Below are 15,343 nucleotides of genomic sequence, written 5' to 3' on the forward strand. Positions count from 1 at the left end.
TCTGGCGCCAGCCCACCCCTCAAAAAATCGACAGGTCCAGCGGCCGGATCGCCCCCATCCAGATCGCGTGGTCCGTGTGATCGGCCAGCTCATCCCCGGTCTCGGGATGCAGGAACACCACCAGTCCGTTGCGATGCAGCGCCAGCCACGGCAGCACCACGCCGATCAATTCCGGCCCAAAGGCCAACTGGCAGCTCCAGTCCGGGTGCGGCCCCACCGGGCGTTCGTGGACTCGGCCCATTTGCAGGGGAAATAGCAGGGCAGCCTCTTCACACAGCGCCCGCGCCTGAGCCAGGGTGCTCGCGTCGAAATAAACATGGGCGTGGTAGCCCTTGATCCGTTGCATAGTGCTCTCGTCTTGCCCAATCCAAGTCCCAAGGGCAACGCTACACCGCAATGGACGGCAGGGCCAATCCTGCCAGCGACTCAGCGCTGCTGGCCTGTTCACTCATCAGCCAGTCGACGAACTGCTGGATCAACGCACTGCGGCGTTTGCGCTGGGGCAGCACCACGTAGTAACCGAACCCCGAGATCGCCGTCTCGGCAATCGGCCGCACCAAAAGCCCCTGCGCCAGCAGGTCATCGACCAAATGCCGCCAACCGATGGCCACGCCCTGACCGCCAATCGCCGCCTGAATCAACAGGGTGTAATTATCAAACCGCAGTTGCCCAGGCGTCGGCGCGGTGGCGATACCCAGGCTGCGGAATACACCGCTCCAGTCGAACCAATGGCTGCTGTTCTCGCCCCGCAGATGCAATAGCGGCAACTCCAGCAAAGCGTGGGCGGGCAGGGGCGCGAGCCGCTCCTTGAGCAGCTGCGGGCTGCACACCGGGAACACTTCCTCGCTGAACAACCAGTGACTTTCACCCTGTTTGAAGCGCCCTTCGCCGAACAGCACGGCCACATCGATGTCGGGACGCAACATGTTGTGATTACGTTCGCTGGTCACCAGGCTGACATCCACCCGGGGGTTGGCCTCGTGAAAGCGATGCAGACGCGGCATCAGCCAGTAAGCGGCGAAGGCGAAATCGGTGGCCACCTGCAACACCTCATGCTGGTGCTGGGCACTGATCGCGCTCAACCCGGCCTCGATACTCTGCAGGCCGCTCTGCACCTGCTCGAACAGGATCGACCCGGCTTCGGTCAGCTCGATGCCCCGGTAGATGCGGTCGAACAAGCGTGTTGCCAGTTGCTCCTCCAACCGCTTGAGCTGTTGGCTGACAGCAGGTTGGGTGGTGCCCAACTCCACTGCGGCGGCGGTGAAACTGCCATGGCGCGCTGCCGCTTCAAAGGTGCGCAACAGGTCCAGGGAGAGTTCACCAAGGGCGTCATACATAAGGTGGGCTTATCCTAGTCATTGCCGGACATGGGCTTTACCGCGAAGAGCACGGGCTACATTCTCGATCACAGCACTTTCGCATAACTGCCCACTATGGAATGCCGCTATCACATGAAGCGCAAGAACATTCTTTTCATCATGGCCGACCAAATGGCCGCGCCCTTGCTGCCGTTCTCCGGCGCTTCACCGATCAAGCTGCCCAACCTGAGCCGACTGGCGGACAAGGGCGTGGTATTCGACGCTGCGTACTGCAACAGCCCGTTATGCGCACCCTCGCGCTTCACCCTGGTCAGTGGCCAGTTGCCGAGCAAGATCGGCGCCTACGACAACGCCGCAGACTTTCCCGCCGATGTGCCGACCTATGCCCACTACCTGCGTCGCCTCGGCTATCGCACCGCGCTGTCCGGCAAGATGCACTTCTGCGGCCCGGACCAACTGCATGGCTATGAAGAACGGCTGACCAGCGACATCTACCCGGCCGATTACGGTTGGGCAGTCAACTGGGATGAACCGGACGTGCGCCCGAGTTGGTATCACAACATGTCCTCAGTCCTGCAGGCCGGACCTTGCGTGCGCACCAACCAGCTGGACTTCGATGAAGAGGTGGTCTTCAAGGCCCAGCAGTACCTGTTCGACCACATCCGTGAAGACGGCGACCAACCGTTTTGCCTGACGGTGTCGATGACCCACCCACACGACCCGTACACCATTCCCAAGGCATTTTGGGATCTGTATGACGACCAGGACATCCCGCTGCCGGCGACCCCGGCGCAGGCCGACCTCGATCCACATTCCCAACGCCTGCTCAAGGTCTACGACCTGTGGGACAAGCCACTGCCCGTGGACAAGATCCGTGATGCCCGCCGAGCCTATTTCGGCGCATGCAGTTACATCGATGCCAACGTCGGCAAACTCCTGCAGACCCTCGAAGAGACCGGTCTGAGCGACGACACCATCATCGTGTTTTCCGGCGACCACGGCGACATGCTCGGCGAGCGTGGCCTCTGGTACAAAATGCACTGGTTCGAAATGGCCGCCCGGGTGCCGCTGCTGGTCTATGCGCCTGGCCAGTTCGCGGCCGGACGCGTCAGTGCCGCCGTGTCCACCGCCGACCTGCTCCCGACCTTCGTCGCCCTGGCCGGTGGCGAGCTGCAGCCTGGCCTGCCACTGGACGGCCGCTCGCTGTTGCCGCACCTGCAGGGGCAGGGCGGCCACGATGAAGTGTTTGGTGAGTACATGGCCGAAGGCACCATCAGCCCGTTGATGATGATCCGCCGGGGGCCCTACAAATTTATCTACAGTGAAGACGACCCCTGCCTGTTGTTCGATGTACGCAACGACCCGCGCGAACAGGAAGAGCTCAGTCACTCGCCTCAGCATCAACCGGTTTACGCCGCCTTTCTCGCCGAAGCTCGCGCCAAGTGGGATATCCCGGCGATTCACCTGCAGGTCCTGGCCAGCCAGCGCCGCCGGCGATTCGTGGCTGACGCACTGCGCCTTGGCCGCCTGAAGAGCTGGGACCACCAGCCACTGGTCGACGCCAGCCAGCAGTACATGCGCAACCACATCGACCTCGATGATCTGGAGCGCAAGGCTCGTTATCCACAACCCTGCCAAAACCAATAATGTAAGGGGAAGCGCATGCAAAGGTTATCCACAGTAGTGACCGCCGGGTTACTGATACTTGGCAGTGTTTCGGCCTGGGCCGAGCAACGTTGCGACACCGTGAAGATGGCCGACCCCGGCTGGAGCGACATCGCCGCGACCAACGCGATCACCAGCGTGCTGCTTGAGGGCATGGGGTACAAGGCCAAGATCGATACCCTGGCGGTGCCGATCATCTTTGGTGGCCTCAAGGACGGTCAGGTCGATGTCTTCCTCGGTAACTGGATGCCAGCCCAGCAGGGCTTCTATGACAAGTTCGTGGCCAGCGGCGAGGTCACCCAACTGGCGAAGAACCTCGACGGCACCGAGTTCACCCTGGCAGTTCCGGACTACGTCTGGGAGGCCGGCGTGCATGACTTCGCCGACCTGAACAAGTACGCCGAGCAGTTCGACAAGAAAATCTACGGCATCGGCTCCGGTGCACCGGCCAACCTCTCGTTGCAGGACATCATCAAGAAAAACGACTTCGACCTGGGCCAATGGAAGCTGGTGGAGTCCAGTGAGCAGGCGATGCTCGCGGAAGTCTCGCGCGCAGTGAAGAAACACAAGTTCGTGACTTTCCTCGGCTGGACTCCACACCCGATGAACGTGCAGCTGAAAATGCGCTACCTCAAGGGCGGTGAGAAGTACTTCGGCGACACCGGCAGTGTCCACACCCTGACCCGCAAGGGTTATGCCCAAGCCTGCCCGAACGTCGGCAAACTGCTGAGCAACCTGAGCTTCACCCTGGACATGGAAAACAGCATCATGGCCGAGGTGCTGAACAACAAGGTCAGCAACACCGAGGCCGCCAAGGCTTGGCTCAAGGCCAACCCGGCGGTGCTGGACAAGTGGCTGGACGGGGTGCAAACGGCAGACGGCAAAGAGGCATTGCCGGCGGTCAAGGCCAAGCTCTAAGCACTGGCCCACGGGATTGTTCCTGCACACACGTGGGAACAATCACCTTTGCCCTGATACTCTTTGGCAAAAGCCCATTCGCGAGGATTCATGGCACTCCCCAGCCGCCATTCGCTCTTTCCCTTTCTCCGCTGGCTGCCCCGGCAGACCCGCGCCAGCGTCGGCCGCGATCTTGTCGTCGGGCTGAGCGGGGCGATTCTGGCGCTGCCACAATCGATTGCCTACGCACTGATTGCCGGCCTGCCGCCGGAGTACGGCTTGTACGCCGCCATCATCCCGGTGCTGATCGCGTGCCTCTGGGGCTCCTCCTGGCATCTGATCTGCGGCCCTACGGCGGCCATCTCCATCGTCCTGTACGCCAGTGTCAGCCCGCTGGCCGTGCCCGGTTCCCAGGACTACGTCACCCTGATCCTGTTGCTGACTTTCCTCGCGGGGGTGTTCCAGTGGCTGCTCGGCCTGCTGCGGTTCGGCGCCCTGGTGAACTTCGTCTCGCATTCGGTGGTGCTGGGCTTCACCCTCGGTGCCGCGGTGGTCATCGCCCTCGGGCAACTACCAAACTTGCTGGGGCTGGACCTGCCCAGCCAGGCCACGGCACTCGACAGCCTGGTGTCGCTGGCCAGCCATCTGCATGAGCTGGACAAACCTTCGTTGGCACTGGGCCTCGGCACATTGGCGCTGGGTGTCGCCCTGAAGCTGTGCCTGCCGCGCTGGCCGAGCCTGTTGATCACCCTGGTACTGAGCAGCCTGGTGGTCTGGCTGTGGCCCTCGTGGTTCGGTCATGTGCAACTGGTCAGCGCGTTTGTCGGGCGACTGCCACCGTTCAGCCCCTTGCCCCTGGATCTGGACTTGATCCTGCGCCTGCTGCCCAGTGCCGTGGCGGTCGGCATGCTGGGGCTGGTCACCAGCCTGTCGATTGCCCGCTCGCTGTCGACACGCTCGCAACAGTTGCTCGACGCCAATCAGGAAGTACGCGCCCAGGGCTTTTCCAACATCGTCGGCAGTTTTTTCTCCGGCTCACTGTCGGCCGGCTCCTTCACCCGCTCCGGTTTGAGTTATGAAGCCGGGGCCTGCTCACCGCTGGCGGGCGTGTTCTCGGCGCTGTGGGTAGCCCTGTTTGCACTGGCCGGAGCAAAACTCATCGCGCACATCCCGATCCCTGCCATGGCCGGCAGCATTCTGTTGATTTGCTGGGGCCTGGTGGACCACCGCGGCATTCGGGCGCTGTTTCGGGTAAGCCGGGCCGAGTTTGCGGTGATGGCGCTGACCTGCGTCGCCACGCTGCTGCTGGAGCTGCAAACGGCAATCTACGCCGGTGTGCTGGCTTCGCTGTTCTTCTACCTCAAACGCACCTCACAGCCCCGCGTACAGCAATGGCGCGAGGGCGATGAAGAGATTCTGCGGGTCGGCGGTTCGATCTTTTTCGGCGCCAGCCATTACCTGCAAGTGCGCCTGCAGCGCACCCAGGGCCTGGCGGTGGTGATTGAGGCGCAATACATCAACTTCATCGACTATTCCGGTGTGGAAATGCTCCACCAGGAAGCCCGCCGCCTGCTCAGGCAGGACCGCAGCCTGACCTTGCGTCGGGCGCGAGGGCATGTGGTCGAAGAGTTGCGCAAACTCGAAGGCGCGGAGAAATGCCCGATCCGCTTCGAGGATTGAACTACAGCGCCAATTGCCGGCGCAGTTCAGCCAACACTGGTGCCGTGTCCGGACGCACCCCGCGCCACAGGAAGAAGGCTTCGGCGGCCTGTTCGGCGAGCATGCCCAGGCCGTCCAGTGCCATGACGGCGCCATGGGCACTGGCCCAGCGGCAGAAGGATGTTGGCTCCTTGCCGTACATCATGTCGTAGCACAGGGTCTTGCCGGGTTCGATCAGGCTACTGGCGATCGGCGGTACATCGCCTGACAGGCTGGCCGATGTGGCGTTGATGATCAGGTCCACCGGCTCGCGCAGCCAATCGAAGCCGCTGGCCGAGACCGGGCCCAGATCGGCGAACAGCTCGGCCAGCAGCTCGGCTTTTTCCACCGTGCGATTGGCAATGATCACTGAGGCCGGATGCTCGGCCAACAACGGCTCCAGCGCACCGCGCACCGCGCCACCGGCGCCGAGCAACAGGATGCGTTTGCCGTGCAGGCTGAATCCGGCATTGACCGTCAGGTCTCGAACGAGCCCGGCGCCATCGGTGTTGTCACCCAACAGGCTGCCGTCGGCCAACTTGCTCAGGGTATTGACCGCCCCGGCCCGTTGCGCACGGGCCGTCAGTTGGCTGGCCAGGCGGTAGGCCTCTTCCTTGAAAGGCACCGTGACATTGGCCCCGCGCCCTTCAGCGAAAAATGCCGTGGCACAGCCGGAAAAATCATCGAGCGGTGCCAGCAGGGTGTTGTAGTCCAGTTGCTGTGCCGTCTGCTGGGCAAACAGGCGATGGATCAACGGCGACTTGCTGTGGCCAATCGGGTTACCGAAAACGACGTACTGATCCATCTCAAACCCTCTTGGAGCGCGCCCCTGAAGGCGCTTTTGTGCTCAACCACTTAGCGTTGTGTGCCGGCTATCCGGCGCCTGCGGATCAGGCCGAGCCCGCCAGCCAATCGCGGTCTTGCAGGAAGTACTCCGTCAGGCGCGCTTCTTCACTACCCGGCTCGGCCTTCCAGTCGTAGGCCCAGCGCACTTGCGGTGGCAGCGACATGAGGATCGACTCGGTACGCCCGCCCGACTGCAGGCCGAACAGCGTGCCACGGTCGTAGACCAGGTTGAACTCGACGTAGCGACCACGGCGGAATTCCTGGAATTCACGCTGTTGCTCGGTGTAGGCCTGGGCCTTGCGGCGCTGCACGATCGGCAGGTAGGCCTCGATGTAGGCATCGCCGATGGCGCGGATGAACGCGAAGCAGGTGTCGAAATCCCACTCGTTCAGGTCATCGAAAAACAGGCCGCCGATACCCCGGGGCTCATTGCGATGCTTGATGTGGAAATAACTGTCGCACCACGCCTTGTAACGGCTGTAGACATCCGGCCCGAATGGCGCGCAGGCCTGGGCGGCGACACGGTGCCAATGCACGCAGTCTTCTTCATTGCCGTAGTAAGGGGTCAGGTCGAAGCCGCCACCGAACCACCACACCGGCTCTTCACCGGGTTTTTCCGCGATGAAAAAGCGCACGTTGGCGTGGGACGTCGGCACGTGAGGGTTGTGCGGGTGGATCACCAGTGACACGCCGAGGGCTTCGAAGCCGCGTCCAGCCAACTCCGGCCGGTGTGCGCTGGCCGAGGGCGGCAGGCCGCTGCCAAACACGTGGGAAAAGTTGACGCCGCCTTTTTCGATCACCGCGCCATTTTCGATCACCCGCGTCCGTCCGCCACCGCCGGCTGGTCGGGTCCAGGCGTCTTCGACAAAGCGCGTGCCGCCGTCTTCTGTTTCCAGCGCGGCACAAATGCGGTCTTGCAGGTCGAGCAGGTAGGCTTTAACGGCTTCGGTGCGGGTAGTCATGGCATCACCTTGAATCGGGCAAAGCTACGCGGCGCTCGATCAGAACGGCGGCCGACGCAAATGGGCGCGTAGCATAACACTGCACCCGGGCCTGCCACAGTTGACGAAGATCAAGCTTAGGAGTCCGATAGGACCCGACGCAAAACCACCCAAGGAGAGTGCAGATGGCCAAACGAATCCAGTTCCGTGCCCATGGCGGCCCCGAAGTGCTTGAGTATGTGGACTATCAGCCGGCCGAGCCGGGCCCGCAGCAGGTGCGCGTGAGCAACAAGGCCATCGGCCTGAATTTCATCGACACCTATTTTCGCAGTGGCCTGTATGCGCCTCCAGCCTTGCCATCGGGCCTGGGCGCCGAGGGTGCCGGCGTGGTCGAGGCCGTCGGCAGCCAGGTCAGCCGATTTAAGGTCGGCGACCGCGTGGCCTATGGCAGCGGCCCACTGGGGGCCTACAGCGATGTACACGTACTGCCGGAAGCCAACCTGGTGCATCTGCCCGAGGCCATCAGCTTCGAACAGGCCGCCGGTGTAATGCTCAAAGGCCTGACGGTGCAATACCTGCTGCGTCAGACCTATGAACTCAAGGCTGGCGAAACCATCCTGTTCCACGCCGCTGCCGGCGGTGTCGGTTCGCTGGCCTGCCAATGGGCCAAGGCCCTGGGCGTGAAGCTGATCGGCACCGTCAGTTCACCGGAAAAGGCCGCACTGGCCAAGGCCAACGGCGCTTGGGCGACCATCGACTACAGCCATGAAAATGTCGCAGAGCGGGTCCTGGAACTGACTGACGGCAAGAAGTGCCCGGTGGTCTACGACGGCGTCGGCAAAGACACCTGGCTGACCTCCCTCGACAGCACTGCACCCCGTGGGCTGGTGGTGAGTTTCGGCAATGCGTCGGGGGCGGTGGACGGGGTGAACCTGGGAATTCTCTCGGCCAAGGGTTCGCTATACGTCACCCGACCGACCCTGGCGACCTACGCCAACAATGCAGAGAACCTGCAGCGCATGGCCGATGAGCTGTTCGAGATGATCATCAGTGGTCAGTTGCGGGTTGATATCAGCCAACGTTACTCGCTGGCTGAAGCGGCGAAGGCCCAGACCGAGCTGTCGGCTCGACGTACCACTGGCTCGACCATTCTGCTGCCCTGAGAGTTATTGCCTCAGACAGGAGGTCTTCGCTGGCGGCTTGCTCGCGAAGGTGGCGTACGCGAGCAAGCTTTGCTCCTGCAGCGAACCGCAGCAGCGCGATCTCAGTCCGGACGCACCACGTGGCCGGTCGCCAGGTCGCGAATCACGCTGGGGTTCCTGCGCCCGCCGAGTTGGCCGCCCAACACCAGGTCGACTTGCCCACGGAAATACTGCTCGACGCGAATCCGCGTGCGCGCCGCCGGCCGTCCCTGAGGGTTGGCGGACGTCGACACCAGTGGCCCGACCAACGCACACAGATCGCGCACCTGCGGGTGATCGCTGACGCGCAGGGCCACGGTTTCGTGAACCCCGGTGATCCATTGCGGCAACATGTTCTGGTGGGGCACCAGCCAGGTATTCGGCCCTGGCCAGGTGCTGGCCATTCGATCGAGCCACAACTGCGGGAAGTCATCGAACAGGAAGTCGAACTGGCGAATATTGTCGGCTACCAGGATCAGGCCCTTTTCCACCGAGCGTCCCTTGATCGCCAACAGGCGATACACCGCCTCTTCATCCCAGGGGTCGCACCCCAGGCCCCAGACGGCTTCGGTTGGATAGGCAAGCACCGCCCCTGCGCGAATTCCTCGTGCGGCTTGTTGCACACGCCAACTGTTGACCATGACCGACTCTCCAAAATAAGGCTGTGCGCAGTTTACCCATCTTCCTTATAAATCCCAGTGCATGAACCTAGCTTAGGCGGGCAAACCAGCGTCCGCCTTCCGCCACCGCCCGACCTTCCATTTCCAGCTCGGTCAGCGCCACCAGCACTTTGGGCAAGGCCCAGCCGCTGGAGTCGGCCAGGGCTTCGCTGGTATGGGGCGCGGCAAACAGCAGGCGCAACAGCGGGTGATCGAGTTCGGCTGGGACCGGGGCCATGACCGGGGCGACCGGCAGGTACTGCCAGCCACGCAAGCCTTCGAGAATATGCTCGATGGTCTCCACCAGGGTTGCCCCATCGCGAATCAACTGGTGGCAGCCTCGGGCAGCGGGGTGATGGATGGAGCCGGGAATCGCATAGACCTCGCGCCCTTGCTCTGCCGCCAGCCGGGCGGTGATCAACGAACCACTGGCGACACTGGCCTCGACCACCAGCACGCCCAGGGACAAACCACTGATGATCCGGTTACGCCTTGGAAAGTGGCTGGCGTGCGGCCCGGCATCCAGGGCAAATTCGGAAACCACCGCACTACCCTGGGCAATCATCGCCTCGGCAAGGGCGCGGTTGCGCTGTGGATAAAATTTTTCCAGGCCAGTACCCAGCACGCCCACCGTCTGCCCTCCAACCTCCAGCGCGGCCTGGTGCGCAGCCGCATCGATGCCCAGCGCCAAGCCACTGGTGATCACAAAACCAGCGCCTGCCAGGCTGCGGGAGAACGCCGCCGCGGTGTCCATTCCCGGCCTGGAAGCGCGACGGCTGCCGACCATCGCCAGTTGCGGTTTTTCCAGGATCGACGGATCTCCGGCGACAAACAACAAGGGCGGCGGGTCACTGATCTCGGCCAGCAACGCGGGGTAACCGGGCTGGTCAATCATCAGCAAATGCTGGCCCTCACGCTCTAGCCAGGCCATTGCGTGATGCGCGCCATCACGAATCAACGGGCTGCGCCGGGCCTCTGCGCAGGCGGCGGGCAAACCCAGGGCGCGCCAGGCACTGGCCGGGGCGCTGATGGCTTTGGAGGCCGAACCAAAGGCTTGCAGCAACTTCTGAAAACGCCGCGGCCCCAGTTCAGGCAGGAGGTGTAAACGCAGACGAGCTTCCAGTTCCGCCGGCGAAACCGGCAGGGATATAGACGACGACATAAGATCATCCTTGATCGTAATTGCGCCTGACGAGTCAGGAACAAGCTGTGGATAAGTCTGTTGGTAACTTGTTGAGTGTTTTCCCGCCCAGAGGCCCTGGGGGGCAGGGATTTTTGTCCTGCGTGCAGGCTGTGGCGGGCGACGGCCAAAGGTTTGTGATTTCCCTCACGCAGTGAATCCCTTTATTATGTGGGCTCGCGTAAAACGCCAGAGCCGGCATGGCTCGCTCCCGCGAGGGGGCTTCGTTTTACAGCCATCGCCAGCCTCTGCGGACTGCCAGGCGATCGGCCCTGACCTTACTTCACACGTGCAGCAATTACGCTTATGGCCATTTTGAACATCCTCGAATTCCCCGACCCGCGCCTGCGCACGATCGCCAAACCGGTGACCGTAGTGGACGACGAAGTGCGGCAGTTGGTCGATGACATGTTTGAAACAATGTATGAAGCGCCAGGCATCGGCCTCGCGGCGACCCAGGTCAATGTGCACAAGCGCATCGTGGTCATGGACTTGTCCGAAGACCGCAGTGAACCGCGGGTGTTCATCAACCCCGAGTTCGAGACCCTGACCGACGAGATGGACCAGTACCAGGAAGGCTGCCTTTCGGTACCCGGCTTCTACGAAAACGTCGATCGCCCGCAGAAGGTCAAGATCAAGGCCCTGGATCGCGACGGCAAGCCGTACGAACTGATCGCCGAAGGCCTGCTGGCGGTGTGCATTCAACATGAATGCGATCACCTCAACGGCAAATTGTTCGTCGACTACCTGTCCACGCTCAAACGCGACCGGATCAAGAAGAAGCTGGAAAAGCTCCATCGCCAGAACGCTTGATTCCTTTCTTCCAAAGGCTTGCTGCGGCAAGCCTTTTTCTTTTGTGACTGCTTCTGAAACCGAGAGCCTCCTCAATGCGCATCGTCTTTGCCGGCACCCCCGAATTTGCCGCCGAACACCTCAAGGCCCTGCTCGACAGCCCTTACGAGGTCGTGGCGGTCTACACCCAACCGGACCGTCCGGCAGGTCGTGGGCAAAAGCTGATGCCAAGCCCGGTCAAGCAACTGGCCCTGGAACACAACATTCCAGTATTCCAGCCGCCAACCCTGCGCAATGCCGACGCCCAGGCCGAACTGGCCGCGCTGCAGCCGGACCTGATGGTGGTGGTCGCCTATGGCCTGATCCTGCCGCAGGTGGTGCTGGATATCCCACGCCTGGGTTGCATCAACAGCCATGCTTCCCTGTTGCCGCGCTGGCGCGGTGCGGCGCCGATCCAGCGCGCCGTCGAAGCGGGCGATGCGCAGAGCGGGGTCACCGTGATGCGCATGGAGGCGGGGCTCGACACCGGGCCGATGCTGCTCAAGGTGAGCACTGCGATCAGCGGCCAGGACACCGGCGGCACCCTGCATGACCGACTTGCCGAGATGGGCCCGCCCGCAGTGCTGCAGGCGATTGCCGGATTGGCCGCCGGTACCCTGCAAGGCGAAGTGCAGGACGACAGCCTCGCCACCTATGCGCACAAATTGAACAAGGACGAGGCGCGCATCGACTGGAGCCGCCCGGCGGTCGAACTGGAACGCCTGGTACGCGCCTTCAACCCATGGCCGATCTGCCACAGCACCCTCAATGGCGAGGCCCTGAAAGTCCTGGCCGCCCACTTGGCCGATGGCCAAGGCGCCCCGGGGGAGGTGCTCGGCGCCAGCAAGGACGGCCTGATCGTCGCCTGCGGTGAGCAAGCGCTGTGCTTGACCCGCCTGCAATTGCCCGGCGGCAAGGCCCTGAACTTCAGCGACCTGTTCAACAGCCGCCGCGAGAAATTTGCCCTGGGCACCGTGCTCGGCCAGTCGGTGGACGCGCAATGAACCCACGTCTGGCTGCCGCCAAGGCACTGGCCGCTGTCCTCAGTGGCAAAGCGTCCCTCAACAGCTCCCTGCCGACTCAGCTGGACAAGGTCGAAGACCGCGATCGCGGCTTCACCCAGGACCTGGCCTTCGGTACCGCACGCTGGCAGCCACGCTTGTCGGCGCTGGCGGCAAAACTCCTGCAAAAGCCCTTCAAGGCGGCGGATGCCGATGTCGAGGCGTTGCTGCTGGTCGGCCTGTACCAACTGCTCTACACCCGGGTACCAGCCCACGCCGCCATCGGTGAAACCGTGGGCTGCGCCGACAAGCTGAAAAAGCCCTGGGCCAAGGCCCTGATCAACGCCGTGCTGCGCCGCGCGCAACGTGAAAGCGAAGCGCTGTTGGCCGAACTCGAGCACGACCCGGTAGTACGCACCGCCCATCCACGCTGGCTGCAAAAATCCCTCAAGGCCTTCTGGCCCCTGCAGTGGGAAGCCATTTGCGCCGCGAACAACGCACACCCTCCGATGATTCTGCGGGTCAATCGCCGCCATCATGACCGCGCTGCCTACCTGCAGTTGCTGAGCCAGGCCGGGGTAGCCGCTCAGCCGTGCACCTTCAGCCAGGACGGTATCGTGCTCGAGACCCCGACTGATGTGCGCAGCCTGCCGGGCTTCAGCGAAGGCTGGATCAGCGTGCAGGACGAAGCGGCGCAACTGGCCGCCGAACTGCTGGACCTGGCGCCGGGCCAGCGAGTGCTCGACGCCTGCTGCGCACCCGGCGGCAAGACCTGCCATATCCTCGAAGTCGAGCCTGGGCTGGCCGGTGTGGTGGCGGTGGACCTCGAAGCCAAGCGCCTGGTACGGGTCAAGGAGAACCTCGAACGGCTGGGCCTGAGGGCCGAGCTGATCGCCGCCGATGGCCGCGACACCCAGGCCTGGTGGGACGGCAAGCCGTTCCAGCGGATTCTGCTCGACGCGCCTTGTTCGGCGACGGGCGTAATTCGCCGGCACCCGGACATCAAGCTGACCCGCCAACCCGATGACATCGCCGCGCTGGCCGGGCTGCAAGGCGAGTTGCTCGACGCGATGTGGCCAACCCTCGAGGTAGGCGGCATCTTGCTGTACGCCACCTGCTCGACACTGCCGACCGAGAACACCGAAGTGATCGCAGCCTTCCTCGGGCGCACCCCCGGCGCTCGCGAACTGGACATCGCCAGCCAGGCCGGCATCAAGCAACCCCATGGTCGCCAGTTGCTGGCGCAAGAGGGTGGCCATGACGGGTTCTATTACGCCAAGCTGATCAAGATTGCCGCCGCGCGCGGTTAACCGGTTTTAAGGGAGTAGACGGATGAAGATCATCATCCTCGGCGCAGGGCAGGTGGGTGGATCACTGGCAGAGCATCTGGCCAGCGAAGCGAACGACATCACAGTGGTCGACACCGACGGAGAACGCCTGCGCGATCTCGGCGATCGCCTCGACATCCGCACGGTGCAAGGTCGCGGCTCGTTGCCTACGGTGCTGCGCCAGGCCGGCGCCGACGACGCCGACATGCTGGTGGCCGTGACCAACAGCGACGAAACCAACATGGTCGCCTGCCAGGTCGCCCATACCCTGTTCCACACCCCGACCAAGATCGCCCGGGTGCGCGAGGCGTCCTACCTGACCCGCGCCGAGCTGTTCGACAATGACGCGATTCCGGTCGATGTGCTGATCAGCCCGGAACAAGTAGTGACCAACTACATCAAGCGCCTGATCGAACACCCCGGTGCCCTGCAGGTGATCGACTTCGCCGAGGGCAAGGCCCAGTTGGTGGCGGTCAAGGCCTACTACGGCGGACCGCTGGTAGGCCAGCAACTGCGCCAGTTGCGCGAACACATGCCGAACGTCGATACCCGGGTGGCGGCGATTTTCCGGCGTGACCGGCCGATCCTGCCGCAAGGCAACACCGTAATCGAGGCCGACGATGAAGTGTTTTTCATTGCCGCCCGAGCCAACATTCGCGCGGTCATGAGCGAAATGCGCCGCCTCGACGAAAGCTACAAGCGCATCGTCATCGCCGGTGGCGGGCAGATTGGCGAGCGCCTGGCCGAGGCCATCGAAAGCCGCTACCAGGTCAAGATCATCGAGATGAACCCGGCCCGCTGCCGCTATCTGTCGGACACCCTCGACAGCACCGTGGTGTTGCAGGGCAGCGCATCGGACCGCGACTTGCTGCTGGAGGAGAACATCGCCGACGCCGATATCTTCCTGGCGCTGACCAACGACGATGAAGCCAACATCATGTCTTCGCTGCTGGCCAAGCGCCTGGGTGCGAAGAAGGTCATGACCATCATCAACAACCCCGCCTATGTGGACCTGATCCAGGGCGGTGACATCGACATCGCCATCAGCCCGCAACTGGCGACCATCGGCACCTTGCTGGCTCACGTGCGTCGAGGCGACATCGTCAGCGTGCACTCACTGCGCCGGGGGGCGGCAGAAGCCATCGAGGCAATTGCCCACGGTGACGAGAAGTCGAGCAAGGTCATCGGCAAGGCCATCGAGAACATCGCATTGCCGCCAGGTACCACCATTGGCGCGATCATCCGCGACGAGGAAGTGTTGATCGCCCACGACGACACAGTGATCGAAGCCGGGGACCATGTGATTCTGTTCCTTGTGGATAAAAAGCATATTCGCGATGTGGAGAAGCTGTTCCACGTGGGATTGAGCTTCTTCTGATCGCGGATTTGCGGCGCCTGGGCGGGCCTCTTCGCGAGTAAGCCGCAAGCGGGCACCCGCTCCTACATTGGATTTAAGGAATTGAACCATGCTCGAATCCCTGGAAAAAATGCTCGCCAAGGGTGTGGATAACTCATTGCTGCGCTTCGGGCTGGGCAAGGGGTATCTGGATCTGGGAGAAAACGCCAAGGCCGCCGAACACTTCACGCGCTGCGTGGCATTCGATCCGAAATATTCTGCGGCCTGGAAGCTATTGGGCAAGGCTCAGTTGGCGCTCGCGGACTATCCGGCCGCGCGCCAGGCCTGGGAACAGGGCCTGGAAGCTGCTCGCGCCCATGGCGACAAGCAGGCCGAAAAGGAAATGACGGTGTTCCTGAAAAAGCTCGATCGCACGAGCGCCCTGTAAGGGCGCGGTGCTC

The 15,343-nt window shown here is 62.9% G+C and carries 15 protein-coding genes; 9 read left to right on the top strand and 6 right to left on the bottom strand.

The annotated features are described in order from the left end of the window. Window positions 1–19 precede the first annotated feature (19 nt). Together ACM6IP_RS06410 and ACM6IP_RS06415 are read right to left on the bottom strand one after the other, a co-directional pair. Window positions 20–346 carry a DOPA 4,5-dioxygenase family protein gene (locus ACM6IP_RS06410; protein WP_095165100.1) on the bottom strand — a complete coding sequence of 109 codons (327 nt, stop codon included), beginning with the start codon at window positions 344–346 and terminating at the stop codon, window positions 20–22. Between the two features lie 40 nt (window positions 347–386). Then, window positions 387–1,337, bottom strand: a complete 951-nt coding sequence (locus ACM6IP_RS06415) for a choline sulfate utilization transcriptional regulator (RefSeq protein WP_320333334.1) — start codon at window positions 1,335–1,337, stop codon at window positions 387–389. A gap of 114 nt (window positions 1,338–1,451) precedes the next feature. On the opposite strand from ACM6IP_RS06415, the gene betC reads away from it, so the two are divergent. From betC to ACM6IP_RS06430, 3 genes are all read left to right on the top strand, one after another. Then, window positions 1,452–2,966, top strand: a complete 1,515-nt coding sequence (gene betC / locus ACM6IP_RS06420) for a choline-sulfatase (protein ID WP_414861166.1) — start codon at window positions 1,452–1,454, stop codon at window positions 2,964–2,966. 15 nt (window positions 2,967–2,981) lie between these two features. After that, a complete protein-coding gene (gene choX, locus ACM6IP_RS06425) occupies window positions 2,982–3,902 on the top strand; it encodes a choline ABC transporter substrate-binding protein (RefSeq protein ID WP_414861167.1) in 921 nt (306 codons plus the stop codon). Window positions 3,903–3,992: 90 nt separating this feature from the next. Next, window positions 3,993–5,561 carry a SulP family inorganic anion transporter gene (locus ACM6IP_RS06430; protein WP_095165096.1) on the top strand — a complete coding sequence of 523 codons (1,569 nt, stop codon included), beginning with the start codon at window positions 3,993–3,995 and terminating at the stop codon, window positions 5,559–5,561. Between the two features lies 1 nt (window position 5,562). Here ACM6IP_RS06430 and aroE read toward each other — a convergent pair whose 3' ends face one another. Both aroE and hemF read right to left on the bottom strand, forming a co-directional pair. Continuing rightward, entirely contained in the window at window positions 5,563–6,384 is an 822-nt protein-coding gene (gene aroE / locus ACM6IP_RS06435; protein ID WP_095165095.1) for a shikimate dehydrogenase, read from the bottom strand. Window positions 6,385–6,469: 85 nt separating this feature from the next. Continuing rightward, window positions 6,470–7,387 (bottom strand): oxygen-dependent coproporphyrinogen oxidase, encoded by a 918-nt coding sequence (gene hemF, locus ACM6IP_RS06440; RefSeq protein ID WP_095165094.1) that lies wholly within the window; start codon window positions 7,385–7,387, stop codon window positions 6,470–6,472. Window positions 7,388–7,551: 164 nt separating this feature from the next. Between hemF and ACM6IP_RS06445 the strand changes: the two genes are divergently transcribed. Then, complete coding sequence (locus ACM6IP_RS06445) at window positions 7,552–8,529, top strand: NADPH:quinone reductase (protein ID WP_159992954.1); 978 nt, start codon at window positions 7,552–7,554, stop codon at window positions 8,527–8,529. Between the two features lie 101 nt (window positions 8,530–8,630). On the opposite strand, the gene ACM6IP_RS06450 is transcribed toward ACM6IP_RS06445, so the two are convergent. Both ACM6IP_RS06450 and dprA read right to left on the bottom strand, forming a co-directional pair. Then, window positions 8,631–9,188: an L-threonylcarbamoyladenylate synthase gene (locus ACM6IP_RS06450; RefSeq protein WP_095165092.1), complete on the bottom strand. Its 558-nt coding sequence runs from the start codon at window positions 9,186–9,188 to the stop codon at window positions 8,631–8,633. 67 nt (window positions 9,189–9,255) lie between these two features. Beyond that, window positions 9,256–10,368, bottom strand: coding sequence for a DNA-processing protein DprA (gene dprA / locus ACM6IP_RS06455; RefSeq protein WP_414861168.1), 1,113 nt, complete (start codon window positions 10,366–10,368; stop codon window positions 9,256–9,258). Window positions 10,369–10,692: 324 nt separating this feature from the next. Here dprA and def point away from each other — a divergent pair, with 324 nt between their 5' ends. The 5 genes from def to ACM6IP_RS06480 all read left to right on the top strand — a co-directional run bounded on the left by def (window position 10,693) and on the right by ACM6IP_RS06480 (window position 15,330). Continuing rightward, entirely contained in the window at window positions 10,693–11,199 is a 507-nt protein-coding gene (def, locus tag ACM6IP_RS06460) for a peptide deformylase (protein ID WP_095080986.1), read from the top strand. 74 nt (window positions 11,200–11,273) lie between these two features. Then, complete coding sequence (gene fmt / locus ACM6IP_RS06465; protein ID WP_159992950.1) at window positions 11,274–12,221, top strand: methionyl-tRNA formyltransferase; 948 nt, start codon at window positions 11,274–11,276, stop codon at window positions 12,219–12,221. Beyond that, window positions 12,218–13,528: a 16S rRNA (cytosine(967)-C(5))-methyltransferase RsmB gene (rsmB, locus tag ACM6IP_RS06470; RefSeq protein WP_414861169.1), complete on the top strand. Its 1,311-nt coding sequence runs from the start codon at window positions 12,218–12,220 to the stop codon at window positions 13,526–13,528. The genes fmt and rsmB overlap by 4 nt, the downstream gene beginning before the upstream one ends. A gap of 22 nt (window positions 13,529–13,550) precedes the next feature. Further along, a complete protein-coding gene (gene trkA / locus ACM6IP_RS06475) occupies window positions 13,551–14,924 on the top strand; it encodes a Trk system potassium transporter TrkA (RefSeq protein ID WP_095165088.1) in 1,374 nt (457 codons plus the stop codon). 88 nt (window positions 14,925–15,012) lie between these two features. Next, window positions 15,013–15,330 carry a tetratricopeptide repeat protein gene (locus tag ACM6IP_RS06480; RefSeq protein WP_095165087.1) on the top strand — a complete coding sequence of 106 codons (318 nt, stop codon included), beginning with the start codon at window positions 15,013–15,015 and terminating at the stop codon, window positions 15,328–15,330. The last annotated feature ends 13 nt before the right edge of the window (window positions 15,331–15,343 follow it).

Origin of the sequence: Pseudomonas sp. IT-P176, assembly GCF_949767245.1 — a bacterium.
GTDB lineage: Bacteria > Pseudomonadota > Gammaproteobacteria > Pseudomonadales > Pseudomonadaceae > Aquipseudomonas.

What these genes read in the sequence shown, in the direction of transcription:
- trkA (WP_095165088.1), top strand. Translation starts at nt 13,551, where the DNA reads ATGAAGATCATCATCCTCGGCGCAGGGCAGGTGGGTGGATCACTGGCA.
- aroE (WP_095165095.1), bottom strand. Translation starts at nt 6,384, where the DNA reads ATGGATCAGTACGTCGTTTTCGGTAACCCGATTGGCCACAGCAAGTCG.
- betC (WP_414861166.1), top strand. Translation starts at nt 1,452, where the DNA reads ATGAAGCGCAAGAACATTCTTTTCATCATGGCCGACCAAATGGCCGCG.
- ACM6IP_RS06415 (WP_320333334.1), bottom strand. Translation starts at nt 1,337, where the DNA reads ATGTATGACGCCCTTGGTGAACTCTCCCTGGACCTGTTGCGCACCTTT.
- rsmB (WP_414861169.1), top strand. Translation starts at nt 12,218, where the DNA reads ATGAACCCACGTCTGGCTGCCGCCAAGGCACTGGCCGCTGTCCTCAGT.
- ACM6IP_RS06430 (WP_095165096.1), top strand. Translation starts at nt 3,993, where the DNA reads ATGGCACTCCCCAGCCGCCATTCGCTCTTTCCCTTTCTCCGCTGGCTG.
- ACM6IP_RS06450 (WP_095165092.1), bottom strand. Translation starts at nt 9,188, where the DNA reads ATGGTCAACAGTTGGCGTGTGCAACAAGCCGCACGAGGAATTCGCGCA.
- def (WP_095080986.1), top strand. Translation starts at nt 10,693, where the DNA reads ATGGCCATTTTGAACATCCTCGAATTCCCCGACCCGCGCCTGCGCACG.
- ACM6IP_RS06445 (WP_159992954.1), top strand. Translation starts at nt 7,552, where the DNA reads ATGGCCAAACGAATCCAGTTCCGTGCCCATGGCGGCCCCGAAGTGCTT.
- ACM6IP_RS06410 (WP_095165100.1), bottom strand. Translation starts at nt 346, where the DNA reads ATGCAACGGATCAAGGGCTACCACGCCCATGTTTATTTCGACGCGAGC.
- dprA (WP_414861168.1), bottom strand. Translation starts at nt 10,368, where the DNA reads ATGTCGTCGTCTATATCCCTGCCGGTTTCGCCGGCGGAACTGGAAGCT.
- hemF (WP_095165094.1), bottom strand. Translation starts at nt 7,387, where the DNA reads ATGACTACCCGCACCGAAGCCGTTAAAGCCTACCTGCTCGACCTGCAA.
- choX (WP_414861167.1), top strand. Translation starts at nt 2,982, where the DNA reads ATGCAAAGGTTATCCACAGTAGTGACCGCCGGGTTACTGATACTTGGC.
- fmt (WP_159992950.1), top strand. Translation starts at nt 11,274, where the DNA reads ATGCGCATCGTCTTTGCCGGCACCCCCGAATTTGCCGCCGAACACCTC.
- ACM6IP_RS06480 (WP_095165087.1), top strand. Translation starts at nt 15,013, where the DNA reads ATGCTCGAATCCCTGGAAAAAATGCTCGCCAAGGGTGTGGATAACTCA.